A 19,236-nucleotide genomic window follows, 5' to 3' on the forward strand; every position below is an offset into this window, starting at 1 on the left:
AATGGATTACATAATAAGAGCAATAGATAAGAAAAAAACTTTTAGGATTTTCATGGTTAAATCAACAGAAACAGTTGAAACGGCAAGGCTTCATCACAACACATCACCTACGGCTTCAGCGGCTCTCGGAAGGACGCTTACCGCCGGGCTCATGATGGGCTGCATGATGAAAAATGAAAAAGACAGACTCACCATAAACATCAACGGCGGAGGACCTCTGGGAACAATCCTTGCAGTGGCTGACAACCAGGGACATGTGAAGGGATACGTTGAAAATCCTTCAGTTGATCTTCCGCTAAAAGATAATGGAAAGCTTGATGTGGGAAGCGCAGTGGGCACAGACGGAAAGATGACAGTGATTACGGACATCGGCATGAAGGAGCCTTACGTGGGCAGCACCGATCTGGTGACAGGAGAAATCGGTGAAGATATTGCAACCTACTACTGGGTTTCTGAACAGCAACAGTCTGCTGTAGCATTGGGAGTACTGGTTGACAGGGACTATCGCATCAAGTCGGCAGGAGGTTTCATAGTGCAGCCTCTTCCTTTCATTGAGGAGGAAGACCTGGTGAAGCTGGAAAACGCGCTGGGAAACATGAAATCAGTTTCTGAGTATTTCGACAACGATGACGACGTGGAGGACATTGCCAGACGAATATTTTCAGACTTCGAAGTTGAAATTACGGATAAGATACCAGCAAGCTTCAGCTGTGACTGCTCGGAGGAAAGAATGGAAGCAGCGCTCATTTCCATAGGGAAAAAGGACCTGGAGGAAATAATTAGAGAAGATGAAACAATAGAAACCGTGTGTCACTTCTGCAACAAAAAATATCTGTTTGAAGGAGAGAAGATTGAAAGGCTCCTTGACGGCATAAGATAAAGGCTTGAGAAATCAGGCCTTTTTTATGCCCTAACACCTGTTCGTTTGTGAATTCTGATGTACTTGTTTGCATGTAAAACACATATGCCACGGCTGTGTTCTTATGAAAGAAAGGATGATTTTCAGACAATTATGCAAATAAAGGAATTGTTTTGATTTTTGAAAACTTTTAAAGGTTTCGCGGTTCAAAAGATGACAAAAGGTAAAAATGAGAAACTCTTAATTAACTAATCGATATTGAATTTATTATGAAAATCATTTATAATTACCTATAAAACATTAATACAAATTCAAGAAAATAATATGCTGCGGTGCATATATTGTAATGTAACGATCAATAACTGCAAAACTAAATCCAGGAGGTTTATTGTGAAGTATTTGGCTAAAGATGATTCAAAGTGCATTCAGTGCGGAATGTGTGAGGAAGTTTGCTCAACCACATATTTTAAAGAAAAAAACCGAGATAAGTCATGCATACAGATAAGTGTGGACAAGGCGGATATAAATGTGTGCAATCAATGCGGAGAGTGCATAGACATATGTCCTGTAATGGCTATATCGAGAGACAAGCTAGGTGTCGTGAGAATTAACAAGAAAGCATGCGTGGGATGCTTTATGTGCGTAGGTTTTTGTCCGAGCATATCTATGAGGCAGCATGATGACTATATTGAACCGTTCAAATGTGTAGCATGCGGATTATGTGCCCAAAAGTGCCCGACAGGTGCGATTTATATGTCCGAAAAAGATGCTACAGAAGCAAGGGAAATGAATCTTGATAAACTTTTTAACAAATAGGAGCGAATTATGGATGCTATGGTTTTAAAAGAAGGACACAAACTTTTGGCTGAATACAAGTACGAACTGGGAAAAGTTGACAGGGGATATACAGACAGAACGCTGTATATTAACATAACTGATAATAAAATTGAATCAAAGGCTGTCAGCCAGATGATGAAAGAAAAATTTGTCGGAGGCAAGGGATTCGGACTCTGGTATTTGTGGAATGCAACAAAATCCGATACCAAATGGGATGATCCCGAGAACGAAATAATAATAGCCGGAGGTCCCGTATGCGGCATCACGCAGTACCCCGGTTCCGGAAAGTCACTGGTATGCAGCATTTCACCATCGACAGACATGCCGATAGATTCCAACGTGGGAGGATTTTTCGGACCGCTTTTGAAATTTTCTGGTTGGGATGCACTTGAGCTGCAGGGAAAAGCAGATAAGGACATAATAATAGTCATCGACGGAAACAACGGGAAGGTGACAATAGAAGAAGCACCAATGGAAGCTTTGGATGGACATGTTCTTGGAGAGCAGCTGACTGAAATGTATGCTGACAATGAGGCTGACAAAAGAAATGTTGCCGTTGTCACTGCAGGGTCAGGTGCCGAGCATACACGCATGGGCTTGCTGAATTTTACGTTCTACGATCCCAGGAGAAAGGTCACTAGACTGAAACAGGCCGGACGCGGCGGAATAGGAACAGTGTTCAGAAACAAGAAACTCAAGGCTCTTGTTGTTAAATTCAGCTCGGTTAAAGGAGATCTGAACAATCCCTATGACCAGGCAATACTGAACAGTACCGGAATCAAGCTTCACAAGGAAGTTCACGACCTTGATCCGAAGCAGAACAATATGAGAAAAATCGGAACCGCAAATATCATAGAGGTAATGGATGCATATGATCTTCTTCCTGTAATGAATTATCAGTATGGAAGCCATCCTGACACTCAGAAAATTAAATCCACAATATTCATTGAGAAATACATCACGCAAGGAGTTCAGGACGGTTGCTGGTACGGCTGTTCCCTGGCCTGCGCAAAGGCAGCAGACAATTTCATGCTTAAGACGGGACCGTACAAGGGACACAAGGTTACTGTCGACGGACCTGAATATGAAAATGCAGCAGGTCTTGGCTCAAACTGCGCAATATTTGATCCGGAAGCGATACTGGAGCTTAACTTCTACTGCGATACTTACGGAATAGATACAATTTCGTTTGGTACTGCTACAGCATTTGCGATGGAATGTTATGAAAGAGGCATAATCAACAAGGACATCACGGGAGGGCTGGAGCTCAATTTCGGAAACTTCCATGCAGCTGTTGAACTTCTTCATCAGATGTCAAAAGGTGAAGGCTTTGGAATTGTCGTAGGTCAGGGAATAAACAGGATGAAGAAGCTGTTTGCTGAAAAATACGGGGCAGATGCTGAATTTTTGTTTGATATAGGCATGGAACAAAAAGGACTTGAATATTCTGAATACGGTTCAAAGGAATCTCTGGCTCAGCAGGGTGGATACGGGCTTACAAACAAGGGACCGCAGCACGACGAGGCATGGCTTATTTTCATGGACATGGTGAATAACCAGATACCGACATTTGAAGATAAGGCTGAAGCACTGCATTATTTTCCGATGTTCAGAACATGGTTCGGCTTGTACGGACTGTGTAAGCTGCCATGGAACGACATAGCTCCTGCTAACAACAAGTTCACGTCAGAACCTGCAAAAATTCCTGAGCATGTGCAGAATTACCTGGACATAGTGTACGGAGTGACAGGAAAAAGGCTTGGAACCGATGATATGGTCAGAGAATCAGAGAGAGTCTACAACTTCCAGAGAGTATTCAACATAAGAATGGGCAAGGGATTGAGAAAAGACGACAAAACACCTTACCGTTCAATGGGCCCTGTTACAAAGGAAGAGTATGAATCAAGACAGGAAAGATATGACGGACAACTAGCAGAAAAACTTGGGTATAATATAGATGGAAAAACTACTGAAGAAAAAATGGCAGTTTTAAGAAGCTACAGAGAAGACCAGTATGAAAAGCTCACAGATGCAGTATACAAAAGAAGAGGCTGGAATTCAAACGGCGTTCCGACACTGGAGTATCTTAAAGAGCTTGGCATTGACTTCCCTGAAGTTGTTGAAGTTGTTAAAGACCTACAGTAAATCAATTAATAATTAAGAGTTAGGAATTAAGAATTATTGTTGGAATTGTGCATAAGCACAATTCCTTCCTTATTAAATAAGGCGGTGTTTTCATGATAAGGGTGAACAACCGGGACTTTCCCTGGGAACCGGGAATGACCGTACAGGATGTAATGAACAGGAAAAACTTCACTTGGCCCAAGATAATTGTCAAGGTTAACGGACACCACGTGGAGGAGGAACACTTCCCGACTACCGTCGTCAATGACGGTGATGATGTGCAGATGCTGCATCTGCTGGCTGGAGGGTAAGTTCAATTAATAATTAAGAGTTAAGAATTATTACTTGTAATGAATAGCAACTATAAATAGTGTGGAATAAAATATCTTCAAGTGATATAATTTAAAAAATTATATCACTTATTTTTTTGGAGATGCTATGAATCCGTACATACCGCTTAAAAAACCCCGTTTTGTGATTATTGACTACAAGGCCGGCGATGAAATAATAAATTATTTGAAAAAAAACGGCATAGAGCCCATCAAAACCATCAGGTGCAAAGATTTGCAGGAACCTGTGGACGGTCATCCTGACATGGTAATTTTTCCTGTGGACTACGAGACGTTCATTGTAGCACCAAATGTATACGACAACTATAAAAAAGTTTTAGAACCCAAAGGAATAAAAGTTATTAAAGGTGGAAAAACTCTGTGTAGAAACTATCCTGAGGATATAGCATATAATGTAGCAAGAATAGGGAGATATGCTGTGCACAATACAAAGCATACAGACCAGGTTTTAAAGTATTATTTGGAAGAAGCAGGCGTTGAATTCATTCATGTAAATCAAGGCTATACCAAATGTTCCATGGCCTCATTCAGCGATAACAAGGCTTTGACATCAGACTTCTTGATACATGAAAAACTCAAATCATATAATATAGACTGTATGTATATAGATCCGAAAGTTGTGTATCTGAAAGGATACGATCACGGATTTATCGGTGGCTGTGCAGGTTTGATTAATGAAAAAGTATTTTTGTCAACGGGCAGAATCGCTGATGAAAGTATTTTAAACCCGTTAAAAAAATTTATCCAGACTGCAGGATATATTTATGAAGAAGCTTCAAGTCGACAAATAATAGATTTGGGATCGCTGATACCAATAATATGACCTCCCTGGCAGAGAGGAGTGACTAGGTGGAGCTTTTATCATTAGAGTTAAATGAAAATGAAAATCATGAAGTGTTCAATAATATCAAAATAATCACAAATTTGGATGAAAGTGATATTAACATAGAATTATCCTCCACGGATGAAGGAAATATAAAGGTAAGATATTTTACAAGTGACAAAATCAAAAAAAGAGAGCACATTGAAAAGATAATAGGCAGGATTACAAAGCTTCTGGTGGAGTACACCAAGCTTGAGAGTATCAACTGCCTCAAGGAAAACTATTTTTACTTTGATGAGGAAGAAATGTCATCAATTATTTCGGATATAGAAGATGAAATTGACAACGACATTAAGATTCAGCTTATAATTAAAAATAAATTCAAGGAAGTTCTTGAAAGGTCAAGCACCATAAATCTAAACGGCTTCATTAACTTCAGGCTGAAGTTCATAAAGCTATACGCAGTCCAGGTAGTTGAAAGATGCATCGACAGCTACCTCATGAAGAAGGAATACTTGGATTTTCTCAACATAATAAAGATCATATCCGAAAAGGATGAAAAGGAAAATGAGCTGGTAAACGTCCTGTACACAAACAACAAACTACAGGTGTACGACAGGAACATGCAGAAGCTTACCTTCATAGCAAATGCAGAGTTTGCTGCCGAACTGGGTGAAAGGACTTTTTCCTATGATGAATTAACAATCAACATACTGCTAAGCCTGTCTCCTAAAAAAATCATCATACACGATTTGAAGCTTGACAAGGATAACAGGGAAGCGGTGAATACAATAGAAATTATCAAAAAGATTTTTGAAAATAAGGTTGAAATGTGCAAGGGCTGCAAGTATTGCGATATTCTGTGAAAATGGGTGCTTCGGCACCCTTGATTCAGCAAAGTTTAAGGAAAGTACAAGGTTATGGTATTAATATGGTATCAGGGAATAAAGGGGATATAAAGGAGGAATACATATGTCATTTTTAGTATTGGCAGCATTGATAATAGTAACGGTATCAGGTGCTATACATTTAATCAGCCTGAAAGAGGCAGATGCTAACAACGAATCCAAGATGTAATTAATGTAGCGGTCAAATATAGCAATTAGAAGAGCATAAACTTATATTTATAAGTTCCTGCTCTTTATTTTTTTCTAGAATGAAAAAAAGGTTGAATTATTATAAGAATTCAACTATAATTTATAAAAAAGATATTTTGACAGATATCTTTTGTTTTAAACTCCGTTATATAAAAAAAAATATAACGATTCATCTGGAGAGAAAATGAGTGAATTGCGCAAAATCTATTTAATAAGGCATTGTGAGCCTGAACTTCCTAAGGGTATTCCCGTATGTATTGGCAAAACTGATATACCATTAAGCAACATTGGCAGAAGTCAGGCAAATGTTTTGAAAGAATTTTTTTCTCATATTGAAATCAACTCCATTTTTTCCAGCCCATTAATCAGAGCGAGAGAAACAGCTGAAATAATATCGGATAAAAAATTGAAGGTTATAGTTAAAAATGATTTTTCCGAGTTTGATATAGGTAAGTGGGATGGAATGTCATTTGCTGAGATAAAGGAGAAATATCCAAAGGAATATCTTGAGCGTGGTGAGAATTTGGAAAATTACATAGTCGAAGGCGGAGAAAGCATGGCACATTGCCGGAGAAGGGCTTTGACTGCGCTTTATCAAACCATTGATGAATCAAACGGGAATATTTTAATTGCCGCCCATGCCGGTGTCAACAGGTGTATTTTGTCAGGAATACTGGGCATTAACATTAAAGACAGTTTTAAGCTCAGGCATGAGTATGGTAGCGTCAATATTTTGAATTATGACGGGATAAAATTGACATCAGGCAAAATAGGGTTATGTTCAACTGAACTGTCTAAAGAAAGCGTGTGTGCACAATGAAGAAAATTGTTGTGTTTGGTGCCGGACAAAGCGGCAGAATGACAGGGCGACTGCTCCATGGAACGTGTAAGCTGGTGGCGTATGCTGATAATAACTGCAGAAACCTGCAGGGAATCATGGATGGCGTTCCTGTAATTTCACCTAAGGAAATAATAAATCTACAAGCAGACAAGGTAATTGTTTCAGTGCTGAACATTGAAGCGTCCAGTCAGATAAGGAATCAGCTTGTAGCAGAAGGCATAAATGAAAACGATATTTTGAACATCAATGATTTGAGAAATTATTTTGATATCAGGTTGTCAACTCTAAGACTCTTGGCTGCTGAGATAAATAGCGGGAAAATTGAAGGCAGTATTGCAGAGCTAGGTGTTTACAAAGGGTACACCGCGAGAGAGCTAAATTTGCTTTTTAAGGAACGAAGGTTATATCTGTTTGACACTTTTGAGGGATTTGATGACAGAGATATAAAATTTGAAAATATTAAAATCAAGGAAAACTCTTATGGAAACAAATTCGGCGACACCAGTGTGGAGGAAGTTAGAAGCATTTTACCGTTCCCTGAAAAAGCAGTGTTTTGCAAGGGCTATTTTCCGGATTCTGCTGTAAGCATTGAAGATAAATTTGCATTGGTGAGCCTGGATGCAGATTTGTATCTGCCTACATATGAGGGACTAAGATATTTTTATCCGCGACTATGCAAGGGAGGATATATTTTGCTTCATGATTATAACAGCACACAATTTCCAAATGTAAAAAAAGCAGTGCAGGAATTTGCCAAGGAAGCTGATATTAGGGTAATTCCGCTGTGTGACTTGCACGGGAGCGCAGTGATATTATAATTTTATTTCGGGAGGCAGGATGGATTTTTACAAAGCTTTACAGCAATTAAATACAACAAAAGAAGACATTGTTATGACGGTAATGACAGGAGAAAATATAGGGTCTAGGCTTTTATTGTCCTCCGGAGAAGTTATTTACACCAATAATGAAGATTATACATGGGACAGAATAATTTCTGGCATACCGGAAAACAAAAGAAGCCAGACACTGAGATTTGACGGCGAAAAAATTTATTACGAGTTTATTCGTCAAAGGTATAATGCCGTGGTATGCGGGGCCGGTCATATTTCGATTTCAATAATAAAAATGTGCAATCTTCTGGATTTGCCTGTGACTGTAATCGATGACCGCCTGACCTTTGCAAATGATGCCGCGGGAGCAGGAGCTAACAAAGTTATATTCGAATCTTTTGACAAAGCATTGGATGCTGTTGAGGGAGATGACGGAACATTTTTCATAATCGTAACCAGGGGCCACAGATATGATCAGACATGTTTGGAAAAAATAATAAACAAAAAAAATGCATACATTGGAATGATTGGAAGCAAGCTTAGAGTTGCAAAGGTATTGGACACCCTGGAACAGAACGGTGTATCAAGAGAAAAATTGAATAAAGTCTATACCCCCATAGGTTTAAAAATAGGTGCGGAGACTCCGGCTGAAATTGCTGTGGCAATAATGGCTCAAATCATAGAGGTTAAAAACAAGGTAACAGGTTCAGGCACTTACAGCAAGGAACTGTTAAGCAGCATTTTAGATGAAGACTGCAGCAGTATGCCAAAAGCCATGGTGACAATTGTATCCAGGAAAGGTTCGGCACCAAGGGAAGTAGGAACCAAGATGGTCGTTATGAAAGATGGGACAATGATTGGAACTATCGGAGGTGGATGTGTTGAAGCAAGCGTAAGACAGACTGCCTTTAACTGTATTGACAATGAAAAGTGCCAGCTGGTTCAAGTGGATATGACAGGAAGAGAAGCGGAAGACGAAGGTATGGTTTGCGGCGGCGTGGTTGAGTTGTTTGTTGAACCGATAAAATAAATATCTGAAAAGGAGTTTCTTCAATATGGAAAGCGGAATTATCCAAAAACATGGAAGAATTGGCGCTGTAATAGTTGCGGGTGGGATGTCTTCGCGCATGAAAGACTTCAAACCGTTGATGCAGGTAGGAGATACAACAATGATTGAAAATGTGATCAATAATTTTCGGTCTCTGGGAATCGTTGATATTGTTGTCGTAACTGGATATAAAAGTGAAGAAATCAAGAAAAAGCTGTCAGACTGCAATGTTTCTTTTGTTGTTAACAAACAGTATGAAAAAAACCATATGTTTGATTCTATTTGTCTTGGAATTAGATCATTGGCACCGGCAGTTGAAATGGCGTTCCTTTCGCCGGCGGACAGCCCATTTGTTCAGCGATTCACGCTTATGAAGATGGTAGAGGAAATTGAAGAAGGAAAACATTGCCTGATTCAGCCTTCTTTTGATGGTAAAGATGGTCATCCGCTGCTGTTGACGAAAAAAGCATTATCTCATGTATTGAAACATGACGGCACAATGGGACTGCAAGGAGTAATTTCCAAGATGGGCAATGATTTTATGAACATGTCAGTGGTCGATCCGGGAATTATCCTTGATGCGGATACAGCAAACGATTATTTAAAACTGATTGAATACAATGAAAGCAGAAAATGCCCGTCAATGGAACTGTGCAAAAAAATTCAGGACTATTTTCATATGCCGGATGAAGTAATGGCTCATTCAAGCAAAGTTGCAATCGTTGCTTCTGATTTAAGCAGACTCTTATGCAAAAAAGGAATCAAACTGAACACCAATGTCATATTGGCTGCCGGCATGCTTCATGATATTGAGGGAGGAAAACCTGAACATGCAAGAAAAGGCGGTGAGTTACTCTCACATATGGGATATGAACAGGTATCTCAAATAGTAAGGGAACATATGGTGCTTGACAGTATTTCGGATGTTCCTACGGAAAAGGAAGTGGTATTTTTGGCTGATAAGATGGTTAAAGGGGAAAAGCTGGTCAATATCGAAGAAAGATTCGCAGCTAAGGAAGAAAAGTACAAGGATAACCAGGCAGCTCTTCAATCCATTAAACTGAGAAAGAAACAAGCCTATGAAATATACCATGCAATATTTGGCCTATGATGAACCGGATAAGTTATCATAATTTGGAGAAAAACTATTATTCAGATAAAATATATATTGGAGGACTCTATGAAACAAATTAAGACAATCGATGCTGTAGGACATGTGCTGTGCCATGATATCACTCAGATTATCAAGGATGAAAAAAAAGATGTTGCTTTCAGGAAAGGCCATGTGATTAAGGAAGAAGATATTCCTATATTTCTTTCAGTAGGCAAGGAACATATTTACATCTGGGAAAAACAGGAAGGAATGCTTCATGAAAACGAAGCAGCCCAAATATTGTACGAAATATGCAAAAATAAATATATGAAGCCTACGGATGTAAAGGAAGGAAAGATAGAAATAGTAGCCGATGCAGACGGATTATTCAAACTGGACAATAAGAGACTTTATGAAATCAACAGCCTCGGGGACATGATGATAGCGTCCAGGCATGGCAACACATCAGTAAAAAAGGGTGATAAGCTGGCAGGAACCAGAATCATACCGCTGGTGATAGAAGAAAGCAAAATGAAGGAAGCTGAAGCAATAGGAGCAGGCAGACCCATTATGGAAATAGTGCCGTTTAAACACAAGAAGGCGGGAATCGTAACAACAGGCAGCGAAGTTTTTCACGGCAGAATAAGGGATACCTTCGGCCCTGTGGTAATGGATAAATTCAAAGAGTTTGACACAGAAATCTTAGGGCAGAAAATAGTAGATGATAACATGGATGATATTACGGCTGCAGTTATTTCATTTATAGAGGATGGCGCAGATGTGGTCGCATGCACCGGCGGGATGAGTGTGGACCCTGACGACCGTACGCCTGGAGCAATTAAAAATACAGGAGCAGAAATTGTGACTTACGGAGCACCTGTTTTGCCGGGGGCGATGCTTCTTGTTGCATATTATGATTACAAAGGGAAAAAAGTGCCGGTAATCGGATTACCGGGCTGCGTAATGTATGCAAAACGTACTATTTTTGATTTGATTTTGCCAAGGATTATGGCTGATGATATGCTCACGAAATCGGATATAGATAAGCTTGGACAAGGAGGACTATGTCTCAGCTGCAAAGTCTGCACATACCCCAACTGCGGTTTTGGAAAAGGTGTTTGATGGTGTCAAAATTAATCGGTAAATAATTTATGCTAAAATAAATTATCTAATAAAAAGAAAAGGAAGGTTTTAGAAAATGAAAAAGGTAATAAGTTTAATTTTATGTATTTGTCTGGTGTTTTCTTTGGCAGGGTGCAGCAGCAAGCCATCTGCTAATGATGCTAACACTGCACAAAGCACTGAAAGCAAGCCGGCGGAAGATACAAAAACAGAAGAGACAACAATCCTTTTGGCAGCTGCAGCAAGCTTGAAAAACTGTCTGGACAAGGATATCATACCAATGTTTACGGAAAAATACCCTGAAATAAAGGTTGAAGCCACATATGACAGTTCAGGAAAGCTGCAGACTCAAATAGAGGAAGGTGCTGAAGTTGATGTATTCATGTCAGCAGCCATGAAGCAAATGAATGCGTTGAATGAAAAGGGACTTATTGCTGAAAATTCTGTTGTTAAGCTGCTCGAAAACAAGATTGTGCTGATTGTTCCGGAGGGAAGCAATTTGGACATCAGCAGCTTTGAGGATATTTTAAAAGCAGAGAAAATTGCAGTAGGGGATCCGGCAAGCGTGCCAGCCGGTCAATATTCAAAAGAAGCATTTGAAAATCTTAAGATTTGGGACAAGGTATCAGAAAAGTCAAGCCTTGGAACAAACGTAACAGAAGTCTTAAATTGGGTTGCTGAAGGCAGCGCTGATGCAGGTGTAGTGTATTCAACAGATGCAGCATCAAATGACAAGGTGAAGGTTGTTGTTGAAGCTCCTGAAGGAAGTGTTTCAAAAGTAATTTATCCTGTTGGAATAGTGAAGGCAACAAAAAATGAAGATGCAGCAAAGAAATTGATTGAATTTTTACAATCGGGCGAATCTTTAAAGGTATTTGAATCATACGGTTTTTCGGCCAATAAATAGGAAACGGTAGAAAAATGCAATTATCACCAGTATTGATTTCAATGAAGACTGCCTCTGCAGCCATATTCATAACATTTATTCTAGGGCTGCTTGCGGCCAGAAGCATAATAAACTTAAAGTCTGAAAAAATGAAGATGATTCTGGATGGCATATTGACTCTTCCATTGGTTTTGCCTCCGACTGTAATGGGCTTTTTCATTCTTTATATATTAGGTGTTAAGAGGACTTTTGGCAAATTTTTGCTGGATTTTTTAAGCATAAAAATAGTATTTTCTTGGACAGCCACTGTAATAGCGGCTGTCGTCATTTCATTTCCCCTCATGTATCGTTCTGCAAGAGGTGCATTTGAACAGATAGATGAGAACTTGATAATGGCGGGAAGAACACTGGGCATGTCGGAAAATAAAATATTTTGGAAAATAACAATGCCTCTTGCTCTTCCCGGTGTTGCATCCGGCGGTGTATTGGCATTTGCCAGAGGCCTTGGAGAATTCGGAGCTACGGCAATGATTGCGGGAAACATTGCCGGAAAGACAAGGACCCTTCCTTTGGCTATATATACGGAGGTTGCTGCAGGAAATATGCAGACGGCTTTATATTATGTATTGGTTGTCCTTGCTATTTCGTTTGTTGTGGTGGTACTGATGAACTACTTTACGTTAAGGGGCAGGAAATATATGAATAAGGAAGATAACAAATGATATTGTCAGTTGATATTAAGAAAAGATATAAAGGATTTTCACTGGATGTAAAATTTACAACAAACGGCGAATATCTCGGTTTGCTTGGAGCATCCGGAAGCGGTAAAAGCATGACCTTGAAATGCATTGCCGGTATCGAAACACCTGATGAAGGAAAAATAATGCTAAATGACAAGGTTTTGTTTGATTCCGATAAAAAAATAAACCTCAAGCCTCAGGAGAGGAACATAGGATATATGTTTCAAAGTTATGCACTGTTTCCCAATATGACGGTGGAAGAAAATATCGGTGCGGGCTTAAAAGGCACCAAAATGGAAAGACAGCAAAAAATAAACGAGATGCTAAAAATTTTCCATATGGACGGACTGGAGAAAAAATATCCGGGACAGCTTTCCGGAGGGCAGCAGCAGCGAACAGCTTTGGCAAGGTGCATAGCATATGAGCCGGATGTGCTGCTGCTTGACGAACCGTTTTCTGCATTGGATTCACATTTGAAGGAGCAGCTGCTAACGGATGTTTTAGAACTGCTGAAGTTTTATAAGGGTAAAGTCATAATGGTAACCCACAGCAGGGATGAAGCATACAGATTCTGCGAAAATCTTGTGATAATAGATAAAGGCATGTCTGTTTTATGGGGGGATACCAAGGATATTTTCAAGCATCCCAGGCTGCTATCGGCAGCCAGGCTCATGGGATGTAAAAACATTTCAAAATGTGAGATGTTGTCTCCGACCAGCATCAGTTTATTGGATTTTGGTATTACAATCGAAACGGAAAATGAAGCAGCAAAAAAATACGGGTATGCGGGTATTTCGTCCAACGGCTTTCAAATTACAGACAATAAAGCAGAAAAAAATACAATTGAATGCAAAGTAATTGAAATTATTGAAGAGGAATTTGATTATACAATTATTGCAGAAAACAAGGTGTGCAGCAATTCTAAATTATATTTTAAGGTCATCAAGGAAAAATGGGACAACAGGGAAGAAAATAATAATCTATATTTGAAAGTAAAGGAAGATTGTTTGTTTATGCTTGAATAAAAAAATGATGCAATCATTAAAGAATTGAAACATCATTTTTTGGTCAGGCTGTCTGCTCATGTTGAGGAACAACATTGCAGCAAATAATAAAACTAAATATATTTATTGAAGTGTTTTGAGAAAAGATCAGATGCAATTTCATTGAGTTCAGAATCAAAAGCATCGAAATTTTTCAAAAACTCCGAGCACTCGGGCGTGAGGGTTGATCCGCCACCGTTTTGGCCGCCGATTTTTCTGTCCAGCAGTTTAAACCCAAAAGCCGTCTCTGAACATTTAATCATTCTGACTGCTTTTGAATAGGATAAATTCATTTTTTTGGCTGCAGCATTCAGTGATTCATACTGTCTTGTTAATAACAATAGCTGCAGGACGCCGGGACCAAAAAATATTTCATCTTTTGCCAAGCGGATTTGCAAGGCACAATGCAATTTTTCCATATTAACCTCCTGAACATATTTTACTATATTAAATAATGCTTGTAAATGTAATGTTTTAAAACTCATTATTAAGAGACTTCAATTATAGAACAACACAAATCGAAAAATCTTGAATGCGGTGTCGAATTATAGTATAATTATTAAGATTATTCTAAATAAACTATAAAATTGCAATTGAACAACTGGGTTTTTGTGCAAGGAAAGGAGAGGAGTATGCAGGAAAACGGTCATGAAAACGTTATAGCGTTATCTCATGAGAGATGCAAAAATTTAGGTCTTAAAAGAGAACAGGAGTATAGCAAAAAAATAATCACTGATGCGAATTTGCAGAATATTCTCTTCAAAAACAGGAATCTGATTATGGCAGCACTGCCATATATTGAGCAACTCATCAAATTCACAAGAGGAAGCAATTTCTTTGCGCTCTTGACTGACAGTGAAGGATGCATTTTAAACGCATTGGGAGATGAAAAGATATTATCTGAGGCATTCAGCCTCAAGATGGTTCCAGGGGCATACATGAATGAGGAAAACATGGGTACAAATGCCATGTCCTATGTGATAAAAACTGAAAGACCGGTTCAGCTTTCAGGCAAGGATCACTATGTTAATTCATACAGAAGATGGACGTGTTCCGCAGCTCCCATAAAAGATCAAAATGGCAGGCTCTTAGGGGCCATAGACTTGACAGGGTATATTGAAAATGTTCATCCGCATACGCTGGGGATAGTAGTTGCGGTTTCTAAGGCAATTGAGGAAATGATCAAGGCAAAAGATGTGTGTGAAATACATGTAAACAATTACAATTATTTAAAAAATATTTTTGATTCCATGGATAAAGCCATTATGACAACAGACATGAACGGCAACATTAAAATGTATAATGAGGTTGCTGCAGAAATGTTTGGAAGGAATAAAAAGTTAAAAGGCGACAACATAAACCATATAGTGGAAGAATGGGACAGCATAAAGGATTACCTGGATTCAAATGAAAGTATATCGAAGCATATTAACATTAAAGCTTTAAGAGACCATTTTCCTTGTGAATTGGAAGCGAAAAAAATATATTGCAATCAAGGAAATGAGTTTGAAATAGTTCATTTGTTTAGAGAGGAAGACAAAGTAAAAAAATCAATATTGAGTAGAAGCACTTATGAGTTTGACAGAATTATCGGCAAGGATGATAATTTTATTAAAATTGTGGAATACGCAAAAAAAATAGCTGACAGTAGCTCTACAGTGCTGATTATGGGCGAAAGCGGCACAGGTAAAGAGCTGTTTGCCCATTCAATCCATAATTTCAGTTCAAGGTCGAACCTGCCGTTTATCGCACTAAATTGTGGGGCCATACCTGAGCTGCTTATTGAATCAGAGCTTTTCGGATATGAAGACGGAGCGTTTACCGGAGCTAAAAAGGGAGGCAACCCTGGGAAATTTGAATTGGCCAACGGCGGCACCATACTGCTGGATGAAATAGGGGAGATGCCTTTTGACATGCAGGTAAAACTTCTAAGAGCTTTAGAGGAAGGATTCATTACCCGACTTGGGAGCAAGAAACCAATACCTATAGATGTGAGGATAATTGCATCCACAAATAAGGATCTTGAAAAAGAGGTTGAAAATGGAAGATTCAGGAATGACTTATACTACAGATTGAACGTGCTGCCTCTTTATATTCCTTCATTAAGAGAAAGAAAGGGCGATATAAGACTGCTTGTTGAATATTTCATGGAAAAACTGTCTCATAGCCTGGCAAAACCAAAGGTTAGCATTTCTGAAGAAGATTTGTCCGTCATGGGAAATTATTATTGGCCCGGAAACATAAGAGAATTAAAAAATATTGTAGAGCTCATAATAAATACAGAGGCTATGCCGCTGAATTATTTTAACAGAAAATACCATTGGCCCAGTAATTCTGAATGTTCCGATTCTGATTGTGAAGAAGTGAGCATGGATATGGAATCCATAGAGAAAGAACATCTGGAAAAAATAATAAAAAGATGCAACGGAAATATAAGCCAATCTGCTGATATCCTGGGCATAAGAAGAAACACCCTGTACAACAAGATAAAAAAATACAATATTAAGATATAGATATTCGTCTTGTCTAAAAAACGAACATTGATGTCGGTGCCTTTGACTAAAAAACGAACACATTGAGATTTGGATGCAAGGATTTCAACGCTTTTAAATTGGCATGGAAATTGCTGTATATTAGATTGAAATTACAAATCAAAAATCAAGGAGGTACCGTAATGCTGAAGAAAACGCTTTTTATTAACGGAGTAGAGACAAGAATCGTAGTTGATCCCGAATCTAAACTATCAGATTTGCTAAGGAAGCAGCTTCATCTAACCGGAACAAAGGTTGGATGCAACAAAGGAGAATGCGGAGCATGCTCTGTAATACTGGATGGAAAAGTAGTTCGTTCTTGTATCACAAAAATGAAAAATGTTAAAGAGGATGCGGAAATAATTACAATCGAAGGTGTAGGAAGCAGAGACAATCTTCATCCCGTGCAGCTGGCATGGATGGTGCATGGGGGTGCTCAATGCGGATTCTGCACTCCGGGATTCATTGTTTCTTCTGTAGCATTGTTGGAAGAAAATATCAATCCCACAAGAGAAGAAGTCAGAGAGTGGTTCCAGAAACATAGAAATTTATGCAGATGCACAGGGTACAAGCCATTGGTGGATGCGGTAATGGATGCTGCAAGGCTTATGAGAGGCGAGATAAAGAAAGAAGAGTTATGGTATAAGCTTCCTGAGGGAGCCAATCTTATGGGAACTGCATATATCAGACCTTCAGCGCTGGGAAAAGTTACCGGAACCTGGGATTACGGTGCGGATCTTGGGCTTAAGCTGCCTGAAGACACACTTCACATAAAACTGGTTCAGGCTGAAGTATCCCATGCCAATATTATTTCCATCGACACCTCTGAAGCTGAAAAAATACCTGGTGTATACAAAGTATTGACATACAAGGATGTACCAGGTACAAACAGAATAAACGGATTGGCATTCCCCCAAAACAAGGGAGACGGAAAAGAGAGACCGATACTTGCAGACAAGAAAATATTCCAGTATGGCGATGCCATAGCAATGGTATTGTCAACCAATCCTAAAACAGCAGAAGAAGCTGCTAGAAAGGTAAAAGTAGAAATTGAACAATTGCCTGAGTACATGAGCGCGCCGGCTGCAATGGCAGAAGATGCCATTGAAATTCATCCCGGAACTCCCAACGTGTATTTTGAATGCGGTGTAATCAAGGGAGAAGAAACAGCTCCAATATTCGAAAATGCCAAATATACAATGGAAGATGATTTCTACGTAGGAAGACAGCCACACATGCCTCTTGAACCGGATGTTGGATTTGCATATACGGATGAAGAAGGAAAGCTTATTGTACACACAAAAAGCATTGCGCTTCACTTCCATCATCTGATGACGGCAGAAGGAATAGGCGTTGAACCGGAAAAGTATGTGATAGTTCAAAACAATGCCGGAGGAACATTTGGATACAAGTTCAGCCCTACAATGGAAGGACTTCTTGGAGTTGCAGCAGTTGTGACAAAGAAGCCTGTTTATTTGGAATTCAGCATGGCACAGCAATTTTCATATACAGGAAAAAGATCTCCGTTCTTCATGAATGTGAAATTTGCAGCAGATGAAGAAGGGAAACTTCTTGCTATGGAAGGAGATTTTTCAGTTGACCACGGTCCGTACTGCGAATTTGGTGATTTGCTCACAATAAGAGGAACTCAGTTCATGGGAGCCGGATACAATATACCTAACATAAGAAGCAAAGGACGCACTGTTGCTACAAACCATTGCTGGGGTGCAGCATTCAGAGGTTACGGTTCGCCGCAAAGCTTATTCTCATCGGAAGTGCTGATTGATGAACTGGCTGCCAAGATGGGTGTTGATCCTTTTGCACTGAGATATAAAAATGTGTACCGTCCGGGAGATACTACACCAAACGGCTGTCCTCCGGATGTTTACTGCCTGCAGGAAGCTATGGATAAGTTGAGGCCATATTACTATGCAGCTAAAGAGAAAGCCATGGCAAAAAATAAAACAAGCGATGAATTCAAATATGGCGCCGGTATTTCTCTGCTCATATACGGATCAGGACTGGGCGGTGTCGACACATCAGAAGCGTGGGCAGAAATAACTCCAAAGGGAGTATCGGTTGGAAATTCATGGGAGGATCACGGCCAGGGCGCTGACATGGGTACATTGACCTATGCATATGATGTTTTAAAACCTTTAGGAATTACACCGGAACAAATCCGTCTTGTTATGAACGATATGGAAAAAACACCAAACAGCGGACCGGCCGGCGGAAGCAGATCCAATTTTGTGACCGGAAACGCTACCAGAATAGCATGTGAAAATCTTATGAAGGCTCTTGAAAAACCGGACGGAACTTACAGGACATATGAAGAAGTTGTTAATGAAGGTCTGCCTACAAAGTATGATGGCAAATGGTCTTCGCCGGGAACTGACCAGGATATCGTGACCGGACAGGGGGATCCGTTCCCATGCTATATGTACGGTGTGCTTCTGGCGGAAGTTAAAGTCAACATCAATACAGGAAAGACTAAAGTTGAAAATCTGACTATAGTATCCGACTGCGGTACCATTACCAATAAGCTGCTGTATGACGGACAAATATATGGAGGATTGGCACAAGGAATCGGCCTTGCTCTGTCAGAAGACTACGAGGATATCCATTACCACAATACCCTGACAAAAGCAGGATTCCCTCAAATAAAAGATGTTCCGGACAACATTCTGATTATTTATCAAGAGACATATAGGCCTAACGGTGCCCGCGGTGCATCAGGCGCTGGTGAAATGCCTCTGTCTGCACCTCATGCTGCAATAGTTAATGCTATTTATGATGCATGCGGAGTCAGAATAACAAAATTGCCTGCAACGCCAGAAAAAGTGCTTGCAGGGTTAAAAGAACTGAATTAATAAATGGGGTTGGGACTTAGCATTTCGCTTTGTTCCAATCCTATTTTCAACATAGAACAGGCGAGCCATACAGCTATCCAATAATCTGCATTGTCTTGATTATACAACAGGCGACCGATACAATATTGAAATTAGGATTGCT

The 19,236-nt window shown here is 39.6% G+C and carries 17 protein-coding genes; 16 read left to right on the plus strand and 1 reads right to left on the minus strand.

Going from position 1 to position 19,236, the window contains the following annotated elements; translation table 11 throughout:
- The first annotated feature begins 1 nt into the window (after position 1).
- From hslO to AAGU76_RS14670, 14 genes are all read left to right on the plus strand, one after another.
- Positions 2-880, plus strand: a complete 879-nt coding sequence (hslO, locus tag AAGU76_RS14605) for an Hsp33 family molecular chaperone HslO (protein WP_342486244.1) — start codon at positions 2-4, stop codon at positions 878-880.
- Positions 881-1,249: 369 nt separating this feature from the next.
- Positions 1,250-1,675: a 4Fe-4S binding protein gene (locus tag AAGU76_RS14610; RefSeq protein WP_342486245.1), complete on the plus strand. Its 426-nt coding sequence runs from the start codon at positions 1,250-1,252 to the stop codon at positions 1,673-1,675.
- Positions 1,676-1,693: 18 nt separating this feature from the next.
- The gene (locus AAGU76_RS14615; protein WP_342486313.1) at positions 1,694-3,841 is read left to right on the plus strand and encodes an aldehyde ferredoxin oxidoreductase C-terminal domain-containing protein; all 2,148 of its coding nucleotides are present in this window, start codon (positions 1,694-1,696) and stop codon (positions 3,839-3,841) included.
- A 92-nt stretch (positions 3,842-3,933) separates the two neighbouring features.
- The gene (gene thiS, locus AAGU76_RS14620) at positions 3,934-4,131 is read left to right on the plus strand and encodes a sulfur carrier protein ThiS (protein ID WP_342486246.1); all 198 of its coding nucleotides are present in this window, start codon (positions 3,934-3,936) and stop codon (positions 4,129-4,131) included.
- 127 nt (positions 4,132-4,258) lie between these two features.
- Positions 4,259-4,993, plus strand: coding sequence for a DUF6873 family GME fold protein (locus AAGU76_RS14625; protein WP_342486247.1), 735 nt, complete (start codon positions 4,259-4,261; stop codon positions 4,991-4,993).
- 26 nt (positions 4,994-5,019) lie between these two features.
- Entirely contained in the window at positions 5,020-5,859 is an 840-nt protein-coding gene (gene ytxC, locus AAGU76_RS14630) for a sporulation protein YtxC (RefSeq protein WP_342486248.1), read from the plus strand.
- Positions 5,860-6,274: 415 nt separating this feature from the next.
- Entirely contained in the window at positions 6,275-6,910 is a 636-nt protein-coding gene (locus tag AAGU76_RS14635) for a histidine phosphatase family protein (protein ID WP_342486249.1), read from the plus strand.
- A complete protein-coding gene (locus tag AAGU76_RS14640; RefSeq protein ID WP_342486250.1) occupies positions 6,907-7,749 on the plus strand; it encodes a TylF/MycF/NovP-related O-methyltransferase in 843 nt (280 codons plus the stop codon). The genes AAGU76_RS14635 and AAGU76_RS14640 overlap by 4 nt, the downstream gene beginning before the upstream one ends.
- Positions 7,750-7,768: 19 nt before the next feature.
- Complete coding sequence (locus tag AAGU76_RS14645; protein WP_342486251.1) at positions 7,769-8,791, plus strand: XdhC family protein; 1,023 nt, start codon at positions 7,769-7,771, stop codon at positions 8,789-8,791.
- A 25-nt stretch (positions 8,792-8,816) separates the two neighbouring features.
- A complete protein-coding gene (locus AAGU76_RS14650) occupies positions 8,817-9,920 on the plus strand; it encodes a DVU_1551 family NTP transferase (RefSeq protein WP_342486252.1) in 1,104 nt (367 codons plus the stop codon).
- Positions 9,921-9,989: 69 nt separating this feature from the next.
- The gene (locus AAGU76_RS14655) at positions 9,990-11,024 is read left to right on the plus strand and encodes a molybdopterin-binding protein (protein ID WP_342486253.1); all 1,035 of its coding nucleotides are present in this window, start codon (positions 9,990-9,992) and stop codon (positions 11,022-11,024) included.
- A gap of 76 nt (positions 11,025-11,100) precedes the next feature.
- A complete protein-coding gene (gene modA, locus AAGU76_RS14660; RefSeq protein ID WP_342486254.1) occupies positions 11,101-11,931 on the plus strand; it encodes a molybdate ABC transporter substrate-binding protein in 831 nt (276 codons plus the stop codon).
- A gap of 14 nt (positions 11,932-11,945) precedes the next feature.
- Positions 11,946-12,632, plus strand: a complete 687-nt coding sequence (gene modB / locus AAGU76_RS14665) for a molybdate ABC transporter permease subunit (protein ID WP_342486255.1) — start codon at positions 11,946-11,948, stop codon at positions 12,630-12,632.
- Positions 12,629-13,675 (plus strand): ATP-binding cassette domain-containing protein, encoded by a 1,047-nt coding sequence (locus AAGU76_RS14670; RefSeq protein WP_342486256.1) that lies wholly within the window; start codon positions 12,629-12,631, stop codon positions 13,673-13,675. Before modB ends, AAGU76_RS14670 begins: the two co-directional genes overlap by 4 nt.
- 92 nt (positions 13,676-13,767) lie before the next feature.
- Here AAGU76_RS14670 and AAGU76_RS14675 read toward each other — a convergent pair whose 3' ends face one another.
- On the minus strand, positions 13,768-14,112 hold the full coding sequence (locus AAGU76_RS14675) for a LysR family transcriptional regulator (protein WP_342486257.1): 345 nt from the start codon (positions 14,110-14,112) through the stop codon (positions 13,768-13,770).
- Positions 14,113-14,325: 213 nt separating this feature from the next.
- Here AAGU76_RS14675 and AAGU76_RS14680 point away from each other — a divergent pair, with 213 nt between their 5' ends.
- A complete protein-coding gene (locus AAGU76_RS14680) occupies positions 14,326-16,206 on the plus strand; it encodes a sigma 54-interacting transcriptional regulator (protein WP_342486258.1) in 1,881 nt (626 codons plus the stop codon).
- Positions 16,207-16,367: 161 nt separating this feature from the next.
- Entirely contained in the window at positions 16,368-19,094 is a 2,727-nt protein-coding gene (locus AAGU76_RS14685; protein ID WP_342486259.1) for a molybdopterin-dependent aldehyde oxidoreductase, read from the plus strand.
- Positions 19,095-19,236 lie beyond the last annotated feature (142 nt).

Source organism: Sedimentibacter sp. (assembly GCF_038562225.1).
Lineage (GTDB): Bacteria > Bacillota > Clostridia > Tissierellales > Sedimentibacteraceae > Sedimentibacter.